The 18555-nt window shown below is 71.5% G+C and carries 16 protein-coding genes; 4 read left to right on the top strand and 12 right to left on the bottom strand.

The window, feature by feature from the left end; translation table 11 throughout:
• Window positions 1-34 precede the first annotated feature (34 nt).
• Window positions 35-835 (top strand): TVP38/TMEM64 family protein, encoded by an 801-nt coding sequence (locus KGD87_RS15175; protein WP_284668129.1) that lies wholly within the window; start codon window positions 35-37, stop codon window positions 833-835.
• Here KGD87_RS15175 and argC read toward each other — a convergent pair.
• Genes argC through KGD87_RS15140 form a run of 7 tightly spaced genes read right to left on the bottom strand, consistent with a single transcriptional unit; the run spans window position 774 to window position 8500 of the window.
• A complete protein-coding gene (gene argC, locus KGD87_RS15170) occupies window positions 774-1841 on the bottom strand; it encodes an N-acetyl-gamma-glutamyl-phosphate reductase (RefSeq protein WP_284668128.1) in 1068 nt (355 codons plus the stop codon). The two genes, KGD87_RS15175 and argC, sit on opposite strands and share 62 nt — an antisense overlap.
• The gene (locus KGD87_RS15165; RefSeq protein ID WP_284668127.1) at window positions 1838-2899 is read right to left on the bottom strand and encodes a hypothetical protein; all 1062 of its coding nucleotides are present in this window, start codon (window positions 2897-2899) and stop codon (window positions 1838-1840) included. The genes argC and KGD87_RS15165 overlap by 4 nt, the downstream gene beginning before the upstream one ends.
• A 7-nt stretch (window positions 2900-2906) precedes the next feature.
• Window positions 2907-4097 (bottom strand): argininosuccinate synthase, encoded by a 1191-nt coding sequence (gene argG / locus KGD87_RS15160; RefSeq protein WP_284668126.1) that lies wholly within the window; start codon window positions 4095-4097, stop codon window positions 2907-2909.
• 25 nt (window positions 4098-4122) lie between these two features.
• Complete coding sequence (argH, locus tag KGD87_RS15155; RefSeq protein ID WP_284668125.1) at window positions 4123-5472, bottom strand: argininosuccinate lyase; 1350 nt, start codon at window positions 5470-5472, stop codon at window positions 4123-4125.
• Entirely contained in the window at window positions 5465-6526 is a 1062-nt protein-coding gene (locus KGD87_RS15150) for a M20/M25/M40 family metallo-hydrolase (RefSeq protein ID WP_284668124.1), read from the bottom strand. The genes argH and KGD87_RS15150 overlap by 8 nt, the downstream gene beginning before the upstream one ends.
• Window positions 6523-7449, bottom strand: a complete 927-nt coding sequence (gene argB, locus KGD87_RS15145; protein WP_176411339.1) for an acetylglutamate kinase — start codon at window positions 7447-7449, stop codon at window positions 6523-6525. Before argB ends, KGD87_RS15150 begins: the two co-directional genes overlap by 4 nt.
• A 43-nt stretch (window positions 7450-7492) precedes the next feature.
• Window positions 7493-8500, bottom strand: coding sequence for an N-acetylornithine carbamoyltransferase (locus KGD87_RS15140; protein ID WP_284668123.1), 1008 nt, complete (start codon window positions 8498-8500; stop codon window positions 7493-7495).
• 169 nt (window positions 8501-8669) lie between these two features.
• Between KGD87_RS15140 and KGD87_RS15135 the strand changes: the two genes are divergently transcribed.
• Window positions 8670-9104, top strand: a complete 435-nt coding sequence (locus KGD87_RS15135; RefSeq protein ID WP_163779667.1) for an arginine repressor — start codon at window positions 8670-8672, stop codon at window positions 9102-9104.
• Between the two features lie 190 nt (window positions 9105-9294).
• Window positions 9295-9846: a sigma-70 family RNA polymerase sigma factor gene (locus tag KGD87_RS15130; protein WP_284668122.1), complete on the top strand. Its 552-nt coding sequence runs from the start codon at window positions 9295-9297 to the stop codon at window positions 9844-9846.
• Between the two features lie 48 nt (window positions 9847-9894).
• Here KGD87_RS15130 and KGD87_RS15125 read toward each other — a convergent pair whose 3' ends face one another.
• Window positions 9895-12132: an Ig domain-containing protein gene (locus KGD87_RS15125; RefSeq protein ID WP_284668121.1), complete on the bottom strand. Its 2238-nt coding sequence runs from the start codon at window positions 12130-12132 to the stop codon at window positions 9895-9897.
• 132 nt (window positions 12133-12264) lie between these two features.
• The gene (locus tag KGD87_RS15120; protein ID WP_284668120.1) at window positions 12265-13578 is read right to left on the bottom strand and encodes an amidohydrolase; all 1314 of its coding nucleotides are present in this window, start codon (window positions 13576-13578) and stop codon (window positions 12265-12267) included.
• 111 nt (window positions 13579-13689) lie between these two features.
• Here KGD87_RS15120 and KGD87_RS15115 point away from each other — a divergent pair, with 111 nt between their 5' ends.
• On the top strand, window positions 13690-15018 hold the full coding sequence (locus KGD87_RS15115; RefSeq protein ID WP_284668119.1) for a DUF418 domain-containing protein: 1329 nt from the start codon (window positions 13690-13692) through the stop codon (window positions 15016-15018).
• Window positions 15019-15038: 20 nt separating this feature from the next.
• On the opposite strand, the gene KGD87_RS15110 is transcribed toward KGD87_RS15115, so the two are convergent.
• The 3 genes from KGD87_RS15110 to KGD87_RS15100 all read right to left on the bottom strand — a co-directional run bounded on the left by KGD87_RS15110 (window position 15039) and on the right by KGD87_RS15100 (window position 18550).
• Entirely contained in the window at window positions 15039-16427 is a 1389-nt protein-coding gene (locus KGD87_RS15110) for a di-heme oxidoreductase family protein (protein WP_284668118.1), read from the bottom strand.
• A 107-nt stretch (window positions 16428-16534) separates the two neighbouring features.
• The gene (locus KGD87_RS15105) at window positions 16535-17362 is read right to left on the bottom strand and encodes a hypothetical protein (protein WP_284668117.1); all 828 of its coding nucleotides are present in this window, start codon (window positions 17360-17362) and stop codon (window positions 16535-16537) included.
• Window positions 17363-17548: 186 nt separating this feature from the next.
• Window positions 17549-18550, bottom strand: a complete 1002-nt coding sequence (locus KGD87_RS15100) for an LLM class flavin-dependent oxidoreductase (protein ID WP_284668116.1) — start codon at window positions 18548-18550, stop codon at window positions 17549-17551.
• Window positions 18551-18555: the final 5 nt, after the last annotated feature.

Below are 18555 nucleotides of genomic sequence, written 5' to 3'. Positions count from 1 at the left end.
TGCCTTCCCGCGTGACGCTTCCCAGCTTTGAGCCATGTCCAGACACCCCCGCTCCAAGGGAGGACGGCTGAGCGCGGGTCTCAAGCTCATCGGGCCGCTCTGCGTCTCCGTCGGTCTGCTCGTGGGGCTGCGGCTGTTGGGGCCGCAGTATCTGGATCAACAGACGCTGTCAGGCTGGCTGCGACCCCTGGGCGCGCTGGCGCCCCTGGCCTTCATCCTGCTCCTCGCGGTGCGCCCGGTGACGCTGCTGCCCGGACAGCTCTTCACGGCGGTGGGCGGCATCCTCTTCGGCATGGCCGCGGGCACGGCCTATGCGCTCGTCGGGGCGCTGCTGGCCACGGGCCTCATCCACTGCCTGGCGCGCGGGCTGGGCCGCAAGCCCATGCGGCGGCTGGCGGGGGACAAGCACCCGCTGTTCCAGCGCGCGGCGCGCGAGCACGGCTTCCAGTTGGGCTTCCTGGCCTGCGTCAACTCGGTGGTTCCGGCGGATGTGATGCTGGCGACGGCGTCCGCGTCAGGCGCCCGCTACGTCCCCCTGGCGCAGGGCGCCGTGGTGGGCACCCTCCCCGGGACGCTGCTGACGGCGCTCTTCGGCAGCTCGCTGGGGCAGGGGAAGACGTGGATGACGGCCGTGTCCGCCACCGGCATGGGGGTGAGCCTGCTGCTGGGGCTCGTCCTGGGACGCAAGCTGATGCGGGAGCTGCTCGCGAAGGAGGCGCCCCTCGCGAGCGGCGAGCCCGGGCGCGTGCGCCCAGGCCCGGGGGACGCGCGGCCTACGGGTAGCAGGCGGCCTGGCGCAGCGCCGTGTCTTCCGGCAGCCCCAGCGCGACGTTGAAGTTCTGCACCGCCTGGCCGGCCATGCCCTTCACCAGGTTGTCGAGCGCCGCCATGACGGCCACCGAGCGGCCCTTGGTGGCCACCGCGATGTCGCAGAAGTTGCTGCCGGCCACCGCGGCGACGCGCGGCGTGCCCTCGACGATGCGCACGAACCTGGAGCCCTCGTAGTAGCGGCGGTACTTCTCCATCAGCGACGCCGTCACCACCGCGCCGCCGTGCTCGGGCCACTCGAACTGCACGGTGGCGAAGATGCCGCGCACCATGGGCGCCGAGTGCGGCACGAAGGCCAGCCGGTGCCGCTGCGCGCCGTGGGCCACCAGCATGACCTCCACCTCGGCCTCGTGCTGGTGCTCCAGCGGCTTGTACGCGCGGAAGTCGTGCGCGCGCGTCGGGTGGTGCGTGCCCTCACCGGGCAGCGAGCCGGAGCCGGACGAGCCCGTGACGCCGGACACCGCGAGCAGCCCCAGGCCCGGCGTGGAGGCGATGGGCAACAGCGCCAACTGCACCGCCGTGGCGAAGCAGCCCGGGTTGGCGATGCGCTTCGCCGTCTTCACCGCGTCGCGCTTCCACTCGGTGAGGCCGTAGGTGAAGGTGCCCAGCAGCTCGGGGGACGGGTGGGGCCGGCCGTAGGCGCCCGCGTAGCGGCCCGGGTGGTCCAGGCGGAAGTCGGAGGACAGGTCCACCAGCAGCAGGCGCTCGGCGATGCCGACCTCCGCCCACTGCTTCTCCAGGCCCGCGAACTGCCGGGCCAGGTCGCCGTGGCCCAGCGCGCTGAAGACGACGGGCTGCTGGCAGTCCGCCAGCCACTTCCAGTCGGGCTCGCCCTCGAAGCGGCCCTCCACCAGCCCGCGCAGGTGCGGGTGGACCTTGTGGATGGGCTCGCCGGCGTGGTGCCGCGACACCGCGCGGATGCTGCCCACCGCCGGGTGGCCGGAGAGGATGCGCAAGAGCTCGCCGCCGCCAAAGCCGGAGGCGCCCAGGATGTAGATGTTGACCTGCGTCATGACTTCCTCCCCGCGCCCAGCTTGGGGGCGAGCTTTTCCAGGATGAGTCCGCCCAGCGCCGCCGCGTCCGCGCGAGCGTTGCGGGCGGGGATGCCCACCACCTGCTCCACGAAGCGCACGCCCACGGCGTTGTCCGTGGCCGGCCCGGCCACCACGTCCACTTCGATGCCGTACGTCTCGCGCATGTGGCGCACGCCGCCGGACGCGCCCACCGGGTCGTTGGCGCACAGCACCCACGCGCCCGCCAGGCTCTTGAGCTCCGGGTCCGCCAGGATGCCCTGCACGCCGTACTCACCCATGATGCCGTCGCCCGTCTCCGCGACGATGACGTCCACGTTCTCCGCCGCCAGCTCGGAGAAGAGCACCCGCGCCACGCGCGCGCCCGTGCGGGGGCCCGTGCAGACGATGCCCGCGTCCGTGAAGTCCATCACCACGTCCGCGCCGGAGTCCTGCATGCTCAGCGTGTCGCGCATCAGCGACACCCCCGTCAGCTTGGCGCCGCCCACGCGGAAGCCCGCCTGCGCGAGCTTGCGCACCATGGCCGCCGCGGCGAACGTCTTGCCCGCGTTCATGCAGGTGCCCACCACGTAGACGACGGGGCACTTCACCGGCGCCGTCGTGCCCTTCAGCGCGCCGGAGGACACGTGCGCCGGCTGCCCGGTGCGCGACATCAGCTCCGGGAACTCCAGCACCTGGCCCAGCACCTCCGCCTCGAAGGGCAGGCCCACGCCGTGGTTGTGCGACGTGCACTTGCCGATGACGCCGCCCATGTTGAGCACGTGCAGCCGCTCGCCCACGGTGACGGACGTGGGCACCACGCCCTCGTAGCCGTGCAGCGCGTTGCGGTGGCCCAGCGCGCCCACGACGATGTCCCCGGCGTGCAGCGTCACCAGGCGCCCGTGCACGTCCTCGAGCTGGTTGTACGAGCTCTTCTCTCCGTGGATGCGCACGGCCACCACCGCGCCCTCCTCGGCCTTCACCTCGGGCGCGAGGTGGACCGTCCTGCCCAGGCCGAGGTTGCGGGTGACACTGCCCACCTTGTCGACGAAAACCTTCATGGCACCCTCACTTCGCCCGATGCGAGAGCATCTGCGCGACGCCGTACAGCTTGGCGAAGCCCGCCGCTTCCGAGCCGTTCCACAACACGTTGGCCTCTCCGTACGTCGCCACCTTCGCATCCATCAGCGAGTGCGGCGAACGCACGCCCTCCACCACCTGCGTGCGCGGGTGCAGCACCAGCCGCACTTCGCCCGTCACGCGCTCCTGCGACGAGGTGAGGAACGCCTCCAGGTCCTTCACCAGCGGGTCGAAGAAGTGGCCCTCGTGCAGCAGCGAGCCGTAGAGGTTGCCCATCGACTCCTTCCAGAAGAGCTGCTTGCCGGAGAGCACCAGCTTCTCCAGCTCGCGGTGCGCGGTGACGAGCAGGTGCGCCGCCGGCGCCTCGAAGCCCACGCGGCCCTTGATGCCCAGAATCGTGTCACCCAGGTGCACGCCCCGACCGATGCCGTAGGTGCGCCCCAGCGCGTTGAGCGCCTCCACCAGCTTCACGGGGCCCAGCTGCTCGCCGTCCAGCGCCACCGGGACGCCCTTCTCGAAGGAGACCGTGAGGGGACGGGGCTTCAAGTCCTGGGGCAGCTCGCCGCCGGGGAAGGCCGCCTCGGGCAGCGCCTTCCAGGAGTCCAGCGTCTCGCTGCCGCCCACGGAGGTGCCCCACATGCCCTCGTTGACGGAGTAGGCGCCCAGCTTCGGCGGCATGTGGACGCCGCGCTCGGCCAGGTAGGACAGCTCCTGCTGCCGGCTCAGGGCCAGCGTGCGGATGGGCGTGAGCAGCTCCAGCTCCGGCGCCAGCGAGCGGAAGGCCACGTCGAAGCGCACCTGGTCATTGCCCGCACCCGTGCTGCCGTGCGCCAGCGCCTGGGTGCCCTTCTCGCGCGCCACGCGGACCACCTCCACCGCCTGGCAGGCCCGCTCCGCGGACACGCTCAGGGGGTAGACCTGGCCGCGCAGCACGTTGCCCGCGATGAGGTAGCGCAGGTAGCCCTGGAAGAGCGTCTCGCGCGCGTCCACCGTCACGTGCTCCACCGCGCCCAGCTGCCTGGACAGCGCGGCGATGCGCTCCAGTTGCTCGGGCGGGAAGCCGCCGGTGTCCACCGTGACGGTGGTGACGTCATAGCCCTGCTCGCGCAGGTAGACGGTGCAGAAAGCGGTATCGAGTCCGCCGGAGAAGGCCAGCACCACGTTCTTCTTGTTGCTCATGATTCGCTCCTCACGGGGATGCCGTTCAAACCGTCCAGACGCGCCCGGCGGCGTCGGCCACCGAGCGGTGCGTCTCATCGAGCCAGGCGCGCGAGGCGGCCAGCTCTTCCCGGGCCTGGGGCAGGCCCAGGTTGCCGGCGCCACCCAGGTGGGTGGCCGTCAGGGCGCCGCGGTCTGGATGGAACGTTCCTTCCACCAGCTCGCGGCCCACCTGCTTGTAGGCGTCACGGAAGGCCTGTCCCTGGGCCACCAGCGCATAGGCGTGGTGCGCCGCGTACAGCGTGTCGTCGCTGGCGCGCGCCGCCGCGTCCGCCTTCACCTGGAGCGCCGGCACCAGCCGGGTGAGCACGTCCAGCAGCGCCTTCGTGGAGTCCAGCGCCGTCAGGGTGGGGGACTTCAGCAACTGGAAGTCGCGGTGGTAGCTGGAGGGCAGTCCGCCCGCGACGGCCTCCACCTGATGCGCCAGCCCGCGCAGCTCGCGGCAGCGGCCCCGGGCCAGCTCCACCACGTCCGGGTTCTTCTTCTGCGGCATGATGGACGAGCCCGTGGTGTACGCGTCCGGCAGCCCGAGGAAGCCGAACTCGTCCATGCTGTAGAGCTGCACGTCCCACAGCCACTTCTCCAGCGTGCCCGCCACCGAGCAGGCCCAGCCCAGCACCGCGGACTCATGACGGCCGCGTCCGTTCTGCACGTCGATGGGGCTGCGCTGCACGCGCGAGAAACCGAGCAGCGCGGCCACGTACTCCCGGTCGATGGGCAGCGGCACGCCGAAGCCCGCCGCCGCGCCCAGCGGGCAGCGGTCCAGCCGAGCCCACACGCCGCGCAGGGCCTCCAGCTCCTCCAGCAACCCCTCCGCGAAGGCCATGCCCCACAGGCCGAAGGTGGACGGCATGGCGCGGCGCAGGTGCGTGTAGCCCGGCAGCGCCACGCCCTGGTGCGCCTGCGCGAAGTCCAGGAAGGCCCCCGTCAGCTCCGCCGCCCGCGCGCCCAGCGTGAGCACCTCCTCGCGCAGCAGCAGGCGCAGGGCCAGCTGCACCTGGTCGTTGCGAGAGCGCCCCAGGTGGATGCGCTTGCCCGGCTCGCCCACGCGCTCCACCAGCGCCGCCTCCAGCGCGGTGTGGCCGTCCTCCTGCTCGGGGCGGATGACGAACGCGCCCGCGCGGGCCTCGTCGTGCAGCGCCTTGAGCGCCGTCACCAGGGCCTGGGCCTCCGCGTCCTTCAGCAGGCCCACGCGCGCCAGCATCCGCGCGTGCGCGGCCGAGCCGAGCGCGTCATGCGGCGCCAGCGCCAGGTCCACCACCGGATCATTGCCCACCGTGAAGCGGTGGATGGCCGCGTCCAGGGGAAGGCCCTTGCCCCACAGCGTGTCAGCCACGCGCCACCTCCTCGAAGTAACCCCGAACCAGTCGCGTGTAGAAGGCGGCGCCGGCGTCCAGCTCCGCCCGGGTGATGAACTCGTCCGCCAGGTGGCTGCGCAGCGTGTCACCAGGGCCCACCTTCACCGCGGGGACATCCCCCAGGAAGGCCCAGTCCGACGCCGTGCTGGAGCCCACCGGCTGCGCGCCCGACGCGGCCACCGCCGCGCGGACGATGGGCTGCTCCGCCGCCGTCGCCTTCGGCAGGTAGCGCTCCGAATGGACCTTCACCTCGCTCTTCAGCGCGCCCGCCACCTGCCGGGCCACCAGCGCGTGCTCCATGCCCGGCGTGGTGCGCAGGTCCACGAAGAACTCGCACACGTCGGGCACCTGGTTGCGCGCCAGCCCCCCCGACACCTGCGTCACCTGCGCCCGGGCCTCGCCCAGGAGCGGGTGGGGCGGAAAGCGCAGCTCGGCCAGCACCGCGATGTCCGTGGCCGCCAGGTGGATGGCGTTGGCGGCCTTCGTGGCGTGCGCGTGCGCGACGTGCGCGCTCTTGCCGTGCGCCGTGCAGCGAAGCAGCAGCATGCCGCGCTGGGCGGTGCAGGGCTTGAGGCTGGTGGGCTCGCCGACGATGGCGGCGTCCAGCGGACCCAGCCTTGGCAGCAGCGTCCCCAGTCCCTGGCCTCCCGTCTCTTCCTCCGCGGTGAACGCGAACACGACTTCAGCGCCCGTGGGCGCGCCTTCGGCGAGCAGCGCCTTCGCGGCGAGCAGCAGCCCCGTCACGCAGCCCTTGGCGTCGTTGCTGCCCAGGCCGTACAGGCGGTCCTCGCGCCACACGGGCGCGTGGGGCTCGTACGTCCACCCGGCGCACGGCTTCACCGTGTCCAGGTGTGAGTTGACGAGCAGCCGGCGCGGCCCGCTCCCCACGGAGAACCACACGTTGTGGCCCTGCCGCTGGACGCGCGCGCCCCAGCCCTCCGCCCACCCGGACACGGTGTCCGCGATGCGGCCCTCGTCACCCGACACGCTGGGGATGGCCACCAGCACCTGGAGCAGCTCCGCCGCCGTCATCCCACCGACCCCGCGGGCTTCTGGGCGTTCTCACGCACGACCATGGTGCCGCTGCCCTCGTTGGTGAAGACCTCCTCCAGGAGCGCGTTGGGCTGCACGCCGCTGACCAGGTGCACGCTGCCCACGCCGCCCACGAGCGCGTGGCGGATGGCGTGCGCCTTGGGCTTCATGCCGCCCGCGATGGCGCCGGTGCGCTCCATGGTGCCCAGGTCCGTGAGGTTGGCCAGCGTGACGAGCGACGACGGGTCGCTCACGTTGCGCAGCAGGCCCGGCACCTGGACCAGGAAGAAGAGCTTCTCGGCGGACAGCGCCACCGCCAGCGCCGCGGCCACGGTGTCCGCGTTGGTGTTGTACACGGCACCGTCCGCGCCACCCGAGAGGGGCGCGATGACGGGCACGTAGTCGGCCGAGCGCAGGTGCTCCACCACGCGGGTGTCCACCTGCTCGATGTCGCCTACCAGGCCGTAATCCACCAGCTTGCCCTCGGTGGCCCCGGCCTCCGTCACCATGACGGGCGGGCGCTTGCGCGCCTTGATGAGGCCCGCGTCCACGCCGCTCAGGCCCACCGCGGGCACGCCCGCCGCCTGGAGGTCCGCCAGCAGGTCCGTGTGCAGCTTGCCCGCGAGCACCATCTTCGCCGCGTCCAGCACGGGCGCGGAGGTGACGCGGCGGCCGGCCACCTTCTCCACCGGCAGGTGGAGTGCGTCACACAGCGCGTCCAGCTCCGGTCCGCCGCCGTGCACCACGACGGGGCGGATGGAGAAGGTCCACAGCAGGGCAATCTGCTCGCAAGCGGCGCGGCGCAGACGCGGGTCGCTCAGCATGGCGCCGCCGAGCTTCACCACGAACGTCTTGCGGCGGAACTGCTGCACGTACTTCGCCGCGTTGCGAAGGGCGGAATAGGGGTCGGGCGAAAGGGGCACGTGAGACCTCGAAGTCAGGAAAGGAAGTATGCGGAGGGACCGCTCAGCGCGAACGCAGCCAGTGCAGCAGCGCCCGCTGGACGTGGTAGCGGTTGCCGGCCTCGTCCACGACGCGGCTGCTCGGATGGTCCAGGACCTCATCGGCTACTTCCACGTTCCGGCGCACGGGCAGGCAGTGGAGGAAGGCCGCGTCCTTCTGCGCGCGCGACATCGTCAGGCGGGTGGGCATCCAACCGGAGTAGGACGCGAGCAGCGCGTTGACGTCGTTGGGTGAAAACGCCGCCGCGGCCGTGGGGCCCCACGACTTGGCGTAGACGGCGCGGCTGCCGGCCAGGGCCTCGTCCTGGTCGTGCGTATAGGTGACGCTGCCGCCCGTGGCCCTGGCGTAGGCCTCCGCCTCGGCGCGGACGGCCGGATGCAGGTCGAACCCAGGAGGGTGGGCCACGCGAACCTCACAGCCCGCCGCCGCCGCGCTCAGCAGGAAGGAGTTGGGCACGGCCTTGGGCAGCGGCTTGATGTGCGGCGCCCACGTCAGCGTCACCGGCAGCTTCTTCGTGCCGCCGAACGTCTCGCGCAGCGTCAGCAGGTCCGCCAGGCCCTGGCAGGGGTGCTCGCGCGCGGACTCCATGCTCACCACCGGCACGGTGGCCCACTGGCGGAACGCGTTGATGACGGGGTCCACCTCGTCCTCCTCGTCACCGCCACCCTGAGAGAAGGTGCGCACGCCCAGCACGTCCACGAAGCGCGACAGGACGGGCGCGGCCTCCTTGAGGTGCTCGGCCCGGTCCGCGTTCATCACCGCGCCTTCGCGGTGCTCCAGCTTCCAGACGCCCGCGCCCACGTCCAGGATGATGGCGTTGCCACCGCCGCGCAGCATGACGGCCTCGAACGAGGTGCGCGTGCGCAGCGACGGGTTGAAGAACACCATCCCCAGCAGCGTGTTGGCGAAGAGCGCGTGCTCCGGGCCCTTCTGCTTCCACGCCGCCGCCTGCGCGAGCACCGCCTCCACGCCTTCGGGCCCCAGATCCTTGATGTGCGTGACGTGCTTCATGGGCCTGTCCTCCCCGGCAGCGGCTGCCTGCATATTCGCGATGAATATGCGTGAAAATGCGTGCATTGCCGCGAAAAGGCGGCGGATATTATGCAGAAAGACGCGCCGCGCAAGCGTAATATTCGCAACAAGCACATGCATGTTCTTGCATGAATATTCACGGGGATGCATGTTGGTGGGAATGAACCTGGACGAGGCCATCCTGCGGCTCATCACCGAGCGGGAGATCGGCGATCAGGCCGTGCTGCAGCAGCTCCTGGAGGCGGAGGGCCAGGCGCCGAGCCAGTCGACGCTGTCGCGGCGGCTGAAGAAGCTGGGCGTGTTGAAGGTGGGCGGGCGCTATCAGCGCGCGCCGGCCCCGCCCGCGGTGATGCCGGAGCGGCCCCGCGTCACCATCCTGGAGGCGCCGCCCAATCTGCTGGTGATTCGGACGTCGCCGGGGTTCGCGCCGGTGCTCGCGCTGGCGTTGGACAAGGAGCGGGAGCTGCCGGGGCTCGCGGGGACGGTGGCGGGGGATGACACCATCTTCGTCGCGGTGACGGACCCGGCGCTGCTGCGCGACGTTCGCGCGGCGGTGGAGCGGCTGCTGTCGCTGGGGCCGTGAGGGGCGCGCCACGGCCCGACGTCAGCGGGTGAACGCCTCACGCTGTAGGCCTCTGTCGTTTCCCAACCCCTCCGGTCAGGGGAAACGTTGCGCCGTGGAGGGTATCTGCCCCAGTTTTCCAAGTTTTCTCGTTGAGAGCGTAGTTTCTGTGGGGGCGGCGGACCCGTCTGGCCTGGAGGTGAATGTGGGCATGTCGGAGCTGACAGAGCTACTGGACCACGCGCGCAAGGGCGAGCAGGGCGCGCGGGATGCGTTGATGGCGGCGGCCTACCAGGAGCTGCGGGACATGGCTCAACGGGCCATGTCCGACGGGGCCTCGACGCCGTCACTCCAACCCGCCGGGTTGGTGAAGGAGGCTTGGCTGCGCCTGTTCAGCGCGGGGGCCCCGCTGGAGGCGCGGCGTCACTTCTTCAGCGCCGCGGCGCAGGCCATGCGGCGGGTGATGGTGGACCGGGCGCGGCTGCGCCGGGCGCAGGTCCGCGAGGCCCGGCTGGAGCGGGTGAGCCTGGGGGACGTGGAAGCGGATGTCCCAGCGGGCTTGAGCATGGAGGTGCTGGAGCTGGACCGGGCGCTCTCGGAGCTGGACACGTTCCAGCCGCGGCTCGCGCGCATGCTGGAGCTGCGCTACTTCGTGGGCCTGGACCTGCTGGACACCGCCGCGGTGCTGGGCGTGTCACCCGTCACCGTGAAGCGTGACTGGGCCTACGTCCGGGAGTGGCTGCTGACGCGGCTGGGCAACTGACGGCCCGCGCGTCCACGCGGGCCGGGTTGTCATGAGGGGGCGTCGGGCTCAGCGCTTGCGGCGGGCCCGGCCCAGCAGCGCCAGCGCCGCCAGCCCCAGGGCCTGGACGCCCGCGCCGCCGCCGCTGCAACCACAGCCGCTGGGCGCGTCGCCCTTGTCCTCCGTCGGAGGCGGCGTGGGGGAGACCTGCAGCGACACGCTCCGCTCCGCCGTCTGGTTCGCCGAGTCCGTCACCCGCACCGTCAGCGGGAAGGTGCCGCTGGCGGTCGGAATCCCGCTGAGCACGTAGGCGCCGTCGCGCTGCTGAAGCGTCAGGCCGCCGGGCACGGTGCCGCCGCCCAGGCTCCACGTATACGGCGCCCGGCCGCCCTGGACGGTGAAGCGCGCCTCATACGCGGTGCCCTGGGTCGCGGACGCGAGCGCGTCGCTGGAGATGCTCAGCGTGCCCACCACGTCCACGCTGTACGTGCGCGCCGCCACACCGCCGCGCGCGTCGCGGACCCGGACGGTGACGGCGGTGCTGCCGGACTGCGCGGGCGTGCCGGTGAAGGTACCCGTCGCGGGAGTGAACGTCAGTCCCGAGGGCAGCGTGCCCTCCAGCTCGAACGTCAGGGTGCCCGAGCCGCGCGTGCTCAGCGCCACGTTGGCGGCCGTGCCCAGCCGGAACGGGGGCAGCGTCTCCGTGAGGAGCTCCGGCAGCGGCCAGGGGCGGCGCGTGGCCACCAGCAGGCGCTGCCGGCTCACCGCGACCACCGACGTCTCACCCGTGGCGAAGGCCGTGGACGCATAGTTGCCGCCCGCGCCCGTCGGGTGCGCCGTCCACTCCTTGCCATCCGCCGACACCTGCAGCTCGAACGAGGGCAGCTCCTGCACGCTCTGCGGGTCGACGGACGTCCAGCTGACGACGAAGCTCTGGTCCACGAACGCCACCACCGGCGTGAACGACGGCGCGTTGACGGGGTAATAGAGGTTCTCCACGTACGTCCAGGTGCTCCCGAGGTCCTCGGAGAGGAAGAAGCCGAACCTCGGCTCCTCCGCCTTGAGCGCCAGGCCCGGCGGAGGCGTCTGGTCAGGCTGAACGAAGGCGAGGAAGCGGCCGTTGCCGGCGGTGAGCTGGGCGATGGTGAGCCCGGACAGCGTGGCGGGCTGGAACACCTCCCAGGCGCCGCCAGCGGCCTGGGGCCGCACGAGGACGGGGAGCTGGGAGGGCGCGCCCGCCATCGGGTGGGCCACGGCGAGGAAGCTGCCCTGGCCGGGCACCAGCGTCACGACGTCATAGGCGCGGTCGATGCTCTCATCGGTCCAGCTCACGCCGTCCGTGGAGCTGGCGATGAGGCCCGCGGTGCCCACCGCGACCAGCCGGTTGCCGCTGAGCGCGAGCTCCAGGAAGCGCCGGCCCTCCGCCTCACCCTCGGGCGCCGGGTCCTGGTAGGCGGGGGCCCAGGTATGCGCGTTGTCGGACGAGACGACGATGCGCCCGTTCGACAGGCCGAACCACTTGCGCTGGGAGTAGACCAGCCGCTCCAGCGGGAGGGGCGACGTGGTCCCCTCCGACACGGGAACGAAGCCCGTCCACTGGCGCCCGTCCGGGGAACGCAGCAGCTCCGTGTTGCCCGTGGCCGCCGCCAGGAACGTCCCATTGCCGTGCCAGGCGTGCGTCACGGACGGCGTCACCAGGATGCCGGTGGCGACGCCCGCTTGCCAATCGTCGAAGGTGGTGGCGGGGGCCACGTTGACGTGGAGCGGGCGCTCCAGGCGTCCCGAGAAGTCCGTGGGCTGGTAGGGCGGCGCCTGCTCCCCTTCCTCCGGAGGCGTGACATCGCGGAACCCGCTCTGGTACCGCACCCGGTAGGCCCCCTGGGCCACCGCGGGCACGGGGAGCGTGAGCTGCGCGGCGGATTGGACCTCCTGGTTCGTCGTGGTCACGTCTTCCGACACCAGGCAGTGCCAGGTGGCGCCGTCGACCGGCCAGGCGGCCTGGGCCTCGGCGGAGAGCTCCGGGCCGCCCGGCCGCGCGGCGGTGGCCGCTGCGCCGGCATGGGTGTAGCTGCCGCCCGGCGCTTGCCAGCCCTGGGGCAGGGCGAGGCAGGCCACCAGTTGGCCGGTGCGCGCGGAGGTCTCCCCGGGCCCGAAGGTGACCTGGAGGCTCAGCGGGACGGAGGTGCCGCTGCGGACGGTGCCTTCGTGACTGACGAAGGCCTCGGACTGGCAGCCGGAGACGAGCCACCACAGCGAAGCCCCCAGCAGGGCTCGCAGGGAATGGTTGCGATTGAGCAAGGAGGACATCCTGTCGCGATGCGAGAGGAGGCCTGTCTACGGTTCCGCATTCCCCCGAGTCAAATCAGCGTGGGCCTCTCGCGCGCTCCGCCGCCGAGCAGGTGGCGGCCTGGGTGCAAGGCGCCGCGCGCTTCCTGGCCTTCACGGCTTGTCGAACAACTCCAGGGCGGCGGTGGTCAACGTGGTGACGCCCGTGCGCAGCGTGCGCTCGCGGTCCGGCGCGAAGAGCGGCGAGTGCATCGACGGCAACGCCGTCCCCTCGGTCTTCGCCTGGGCGTATTTCCGCGGCTCGGTGGAGCCGAGCCAGAGCATGACGGCGGGAACGCCTGCTCGCCCATACTCGGAGAAGTCCTCGCCGCCCATGACGGGGGGCGCCTCCTGGAGGTTCTGCTCGCCCAGGACGCGGGACACCGCGCCCACCAGCCGCCGGGTGAGGTCGGGGTCGTTGAAGGTGGAGGGCGTGCCCTCGGTGATGGCGACCTCGGGCGGCCGGGGCGCGCCGGAGGCCATGGCCTCCGCCTTGACGATGCGCTCGATGCCGTCCAGCAGGGCCTTGCGGACCTCGGGCTTGTACGAGCGCACGGTGAGGTGGAGCTTCACGTCATCGGGGATGATGTTGTGCTTGGTGCCGCCATGAATGGCGCCGACCGTCACCACCGCGGGCTCCAGGGGGTTCTTTTCGCGGCTGACGAGCGTCTGGAGTGACAGCACGACGCGCGCCGCCATCACCACCGGGTCCACGGTGGTGTGGGGATAGGCGCCATGGCCTCCCTTGCCATGTAGGGTGACTTCAACGGAGTCCACGCTGGCCATGGCATAGCCGGGGGTGAACTCCACCGAGCCCGCCGCGGCGGTGTTGACGTGGAGCGCCACCGCGAAGTCCGGCTTGGGGAAGCGCTTGAAGAGGCCGTCCTGGAGCATCCGCCGAGCGCCCGCGCCCACCTCTTCCGCGGGCTGGCCCACCAGCATCAGCGTGCCGCGCCACCGGTCCTTCGCGCGGGCCAGCAGCGTGGCCGTCCCCAGCAACGACGTCATGTGCACGTCATGGCCACACGCGTGCATGACGGAGGTCGTCGTGCCCGCGGCGTCCTTTACCGTCTGCTTGCTCGCGTAGGGCAGGCCCGTCTTCTCCTGGACGGGCAGCGCGTCCAGGTCCGCGCGCAGCATCACCGTGGGCCCCGGTCCGTTGCGCAGCAGGGCCACGATGCCGTGCCCGCCCACCTTGGGTGTCACCTCGAAGCCGAGCTTGCGCAGGCGCTCGGCCAGCTTCGCCGCCGTCCTGGCTTCCTGATTGGACAGCTCCGGCGTCTGGTGCAGGTCTCGGTAGAGCGCGTCCAGCGCGGGGTAGAGCGCGTCGAGCCCACCCAGCACGGGCGGTGTCTCCGCGGCGCGCACGCGGCCACCGGGCGCGGCCAGTGAGATGAGCAGCAGGGGAAGCAGGTGGGAGGTCTTCACGGGGGCCACTACAGCACACCTGACGTGCCGGAAGGGGACAGGCCCGCGGGTCCCGTTGCCCATGGATGTGTGGGATTGACGGCGAGGAGGCAGAGCGCGTCTGCTTCACGCATGCCCGAATCTGGTTCTCCCGCGGCGGCCGCGCTGCCCGGGGCGCGTCCGGTGGATGCCTCCGAGCGAGTCGTCTTGCTGGACGCCTTGCGTGGCTTCGCGCTCTGGGGCGTCTTCGTGTCCAACAGCCTCATGTGGCTGAGTGGCCGGGCCTTCATGCCCACGGAGGCCGCGTCCGAGCTGTACGTCCCGCTGCTGGAGCAGGTGGTCGGCTCCGTCTACCAGCTCTTCGTGACGCAGAAGTTCGTCACCATCTTCTCGTTCCTCTTCGGCCTGGGCTTCTCCATCCAGCTCGCCCGCGCGGAGGCTCGGGGCGTCTCCGCCGTGCCGCTCTTCAGCCGGCGGCTGCTGGTGCTCTTCGGCATCGGCCTGGCGCACGCGCTGCTGTTGTGGACGGGCGACATCCTCCACACCTACGCGATGGTGGGCTTCCTGCTGCTGGCCTTCCGAGCCCGCGCCAACCGCACGGTGCTGTTCTGGGCGCTGGGGCTCGTCACCGTGATGCCGTTCCTGGTGCCCGCCGCCATTCGCTACACGCCCATCCTGCTGCACGGCGCGGAGGCCGCGGCCGAGGCCGCGAAGGCCAGCCGGGCCCGGGACATGGCCTTGAAGGCCGACACCCTGCTGGCGCTGTCGAGCGAGTCGTTCTGGACGGCGCAGGCGGGCAACGCGCGGTTCTTCCTGGAGAACATGGGCGGCGGCTTCCGGCGCGTGCTCTGGATGAGCCTCATCCTGGGCCGCTTCCTGCTGGGGATGCTGGCGGGGCGTCTGCTCCTGTTGCAGGACGTGGAGCGACACCGCGCGCTGCTGCGCCGGATTCTGCGGTGGGGCCTGGCCGTGGGCCTGGTCATCAATGGCAGCGGGCTGGTGCTCTACCGCCTGCGCAAGGCCGGCGTGCTGGAGTGGGACCCGCAGGGGCCCTGGATGATGCTCCTCAACAGCATGCAGGAGCCGGGCTACATCGCCATGGGCGCGGCCTACGTGGCGGCCTTCGCGCTGCTCTTCCAGCGGGAGCGCTGGCGCCGCTGGCTGGGGGGCCTGACGCCGGTGGGCCGCATGGCGTTGACGAACTACCTGATGCAGTCCGCGGTGAGCATCTGGATTTATGACGGCTGGGGCCTGGGCTTCATCGGCAAGCTGCCCCCGTCGCGCATCGTCGTCATCTGCTGCGTCATCTTCGCGGCGCAGGTGGTGCTCAGCCACCTGTGGCTGGCGCGCTTCCGCTTCGGTCCCGCGGAGTGGCTGTGGCGCTCGCTCACGTATGGAAAGGCCCAGCCCATGCGACGTCCGGCCGGGGACGGGGACGCCCCCGGTGTCGCGGCCTCCTGACGCGAGGCGCGTGGGGCCGCTCAGAGCGATTCGAGGAACGTGAGCAGCGCCTGCCGGTCCACGAGCGGCAGGCGCGTGTAGCGCTCCTGGGCGGGCGCGGCCTCGCCGCCATGCCACAGCACGGCCTCTTCCAGGTTGCGCGCGCGCCCGTCGTGCAGGAAGCGGGTGTGGCCATTCACGACCTTCACCAACCCGATGCCCCACAGCGGCGGCGTGCGCCACTCGGTGCCAGAGGCGAGCCCGTCCGGACGCCCATCCGCCAGCCCTTCGCCCAGGTCGTGCAGCAGCAGGTCCGTGTACGGATAGATTTTCTGGTGCGACAGCTCCGGGAAGCCGGGCACCTCCGCCGTCTCGAAGGGCGTGGCGAGGTGGCAGCCGCCGCACCCGATGGCCTCGAACACCGCCTTGCCGCGCAGCGTGGCGGGCGCGCTCCAGTCACGCCGCTTCGGAGGGGCCACCAGCCGCGCATAGAAGAGGAGGGAGTCCAAATCCTCCGGGCTCACCTCGGGCGCGTCGGCGGCGTCCCGCGTGTCGTGTCCTTGCGCATGGGGATACAGCGTCGTGGTCAACCCCATGTCCGCTGCCAGCGCGTGCGCGACCTGCTGACGAAGCGTGGGCTGGTTGGCCTTCCACCCGAAGCGGCCCAGCCGCGTCTGGCCCTCCTCCACGTCCATCACCCGGTTCGCCCGGCCGGAGATGCCATCCTGGTTTCGGTCGTCCGGGTCCTCGTGGGCCAGCAGCGCCGCTTCGGGAACCGCCTCCAGGAGCCCCAGCCCGAAGTTCACCGGCGCGACGCGAGGCGAGAAGCGGACCCCGGCCTCGAGCGGTCCCTTCGTCAGGGCCGCGAAGGTGTAGCGCGGACGGAGCAGCGCGTAGGCCTCCCCCGAGGAGAACCTGCCGGAGACCTCGTCGTAGCGGACCTCGACGGTGCCCTCCGCGCCCGTCCCCTCCAGGTGCCGCACGTCGAGCTGGACGCCGTAGCGGGGATGGGGCCCGTGGCCCTCCGGTCCCGTGAGCTGGAACGCCAGCGAGACGGGCGTCTCCTCCGGGGAAGCGGGCGGCTGGCCGCGTCCGTCCTTCACGTGGCACGTCATGCAGGAGGCGGCGTTGAACAGCGGCCCCACCTGGACCGGTCCGTCTACGTCCGTCCAGTCGCGGTCGAAGATGCGCTTGCCGGCGTGGAACCCGGGCCAGCGGGCGCGCGCCAGGTTCATGGGCGAGCGCCCGAAGGCGTTCCGTCCCGGGTCCGGCACGGTGGTCGCTCCGCCGGACAGCTCCTCTCCGGGCTCCAGTCTGGCCGCGAGCTCCCCCAGCTCGAGCGGCGGTGGCAGCCGGTGCGTGTTCGCCCACAGGGCGACGAGCACGACGACTCCGACACAGACGCCCAGGAGGTACAGCCGCCCTTTCATCGAAGAGACTCCAGAAGACCCGGGATGGAACGGACTACCTGAAGGGCCCCGGGCAGGACGGCTTCCCTGCCCGGGGAGCTGCCCGTGCGTGGCACGGGCAAAGCAGCCTACTTGCTGCCCGCGACAATCGTCTCGCCGAGGATGGTGAACTCCTTCGCGGCGGCGTTCACGTCAATCCCCGTGAAGAGGTTGTACGGGTAGTGGCCGTTCTCAATCTCCTCGATGAACTCCACCTCGTCACCGCTGACGGTGGTGCCGTCCTCGAGCTGGACCTTGAATTCGCGGTCATCCGCGCGCAGCCGCCACCCGCAGGCGCCCACGTTGGACGGCTCCGCCATCTGCGCCACGCCGTTCTTCCAGAAGATGATGTCAATCTGGAAGAAGTCCGCGTGCGCGACGAGGTAACGGATGAAGTCCCACCAGTTGTAGAAGGTGATCATCCGCGCGGCGGGGTTCGTCGTCGAACCCTGCAACTGGCCGTCACGGTAGACGTTCATCCGGTAGTTCGAGCCGCCCGGCGCGCCGGTGAAGTTCGGCGTCACCTGCACCGAGCCCGGCTCGCGGCCCGCGCTGACCTGCAGGGTGCTGACCACCTGGTCCCCGGAGCGCGCGGCCAGGTGCAGGCCCCCGCGGTTGCCGCCGAAGTTGATGCCCGTCGTCTGCGACCACGACGACGCCCGCTGGAAGCGGCTGGCAACGCCGTCCGACTTCACATTCTCCAGCCCGGAGACGCTGATGCCCGACTCCGTCGCCTTCAGCTCCGCCGCGCCCGTCGGGCAGTGGGTGACGCCGTCGAAGCGCGTCACACAGCCGCTCTTCGCGTCGGACTCGGCGGAGGCCATGCTCGCGGAGTCCTGTGCCTCGTCCCCCTGACATCCGGCTGCGACGCTCAGCATCGCGACTGCCAGCAGGCGGCTCGTCATCTTCATCTCCATGATGTCCTACCTCGGTGCGTTGTGGATGGGGTGTTGCACCCCTGCCGCAATGCACCGTTCACGCCACTCCGGACGCGGCGTGCCCGCCCTCGGTGTCAGAGGGGCGGCGCGCGTCGCGGTGTAGCGCGGCTCGTTACAAACGGGCGCTGGCTGTACCCAGCGCCGTTACAAGCCTGAGCGGCGGGCTCACTCCGCCGCTGCGAGCCGCGCGTGCGCCTGCGCCGTCAGCTCGAAGGAGCGCAGCCTCGCGGCGGGGTCGTAGACCATTCCCGTCACCATCAGCTCATCGACCCGCGTGAGGCGGATGAACGCCGCCAGTCCCTGCTGGACGGCGTCGGGCGCGCCGATGACGGAGTACTTCAGCGCATGGTCCGCGCTCGCGCGGTCCACGGGAGATGCCACCGCGTCGATGTCATCCACCGGCGGAGGAAGCTGACCGGGTGTGCCGCGGCGCAGGCGGATGAACTGCTGCTGCACGGACGTGAAGAGGCGCTGTGCCTCCTTGTCCGTCTCCGCGGCGAAGACATTCACGCACGCCATGGCATACGGCCGCTGGAGCGACTCGGACGGCTTGAAGCGCTCCCGGTAGATGTCCAGGGCCTGCAGCAGGGCATCCGGCGCGAAGTGGGAGGCGAAGGCGAACGGCATGCCCAGCATCGCCGCGAGCTGCGCGCTGAACAGGCTGGAGCCGAGCAGCCAGATGGGCACCCGCAGGCCCGCGCCCGGCACCGCCTGGATGAGCTGGCCCGGCTCGGTGGGCTCGAAGAAGGACTTCAGCTCCACGACGTCCTGGGGGAACGTGTCCGCGCTCGCCGCCAGGTCCCGCCGCAGGGCGCGCGCCGTCAGCATGTCCGTGCCCGGCGCCCGGCCGAGCCCCAGGTCGATGCGCCCCGGGTAGAGCGTCTCCAGCGTGCCGAACTGCTCCGCGATGACCAGCGGCGCGTGATTCGGCAGCATGACGCCGCCCGAGCCCACCCGGATGTGCTTCGTCCCCCCGGCCACGTAGCCGATGACCACGGACGTCGCCGCGCTGGCGATGCCCGTCATGTTGTGGTGCTCGGCCAGCCAGAAGCGCTTGAAGCCCCAGTCCTCCGCGTGCCGCGCCAAATCGAGCGTGTTCCGGAGCGCGTCTGCCGCGGTGGAGCCCTGCGTGACGGGCGAGAGGTCGAGGACGGAGAAAGGAATCATGAGGC

It is taken from the genome of Myxococcus sp. SDU36 (assembly GCF_030168875.1).
In the GTDB taxonomy this organism is placed as follows: Bacteria; Myxococcota; Myxococcia; order Myxococcales; family Myxococcaceae; genus Myxococcus; species Myxococcus vastator.
This window is presented reverse-complemented; position numbering and strand designations above follow the sequence as displayed.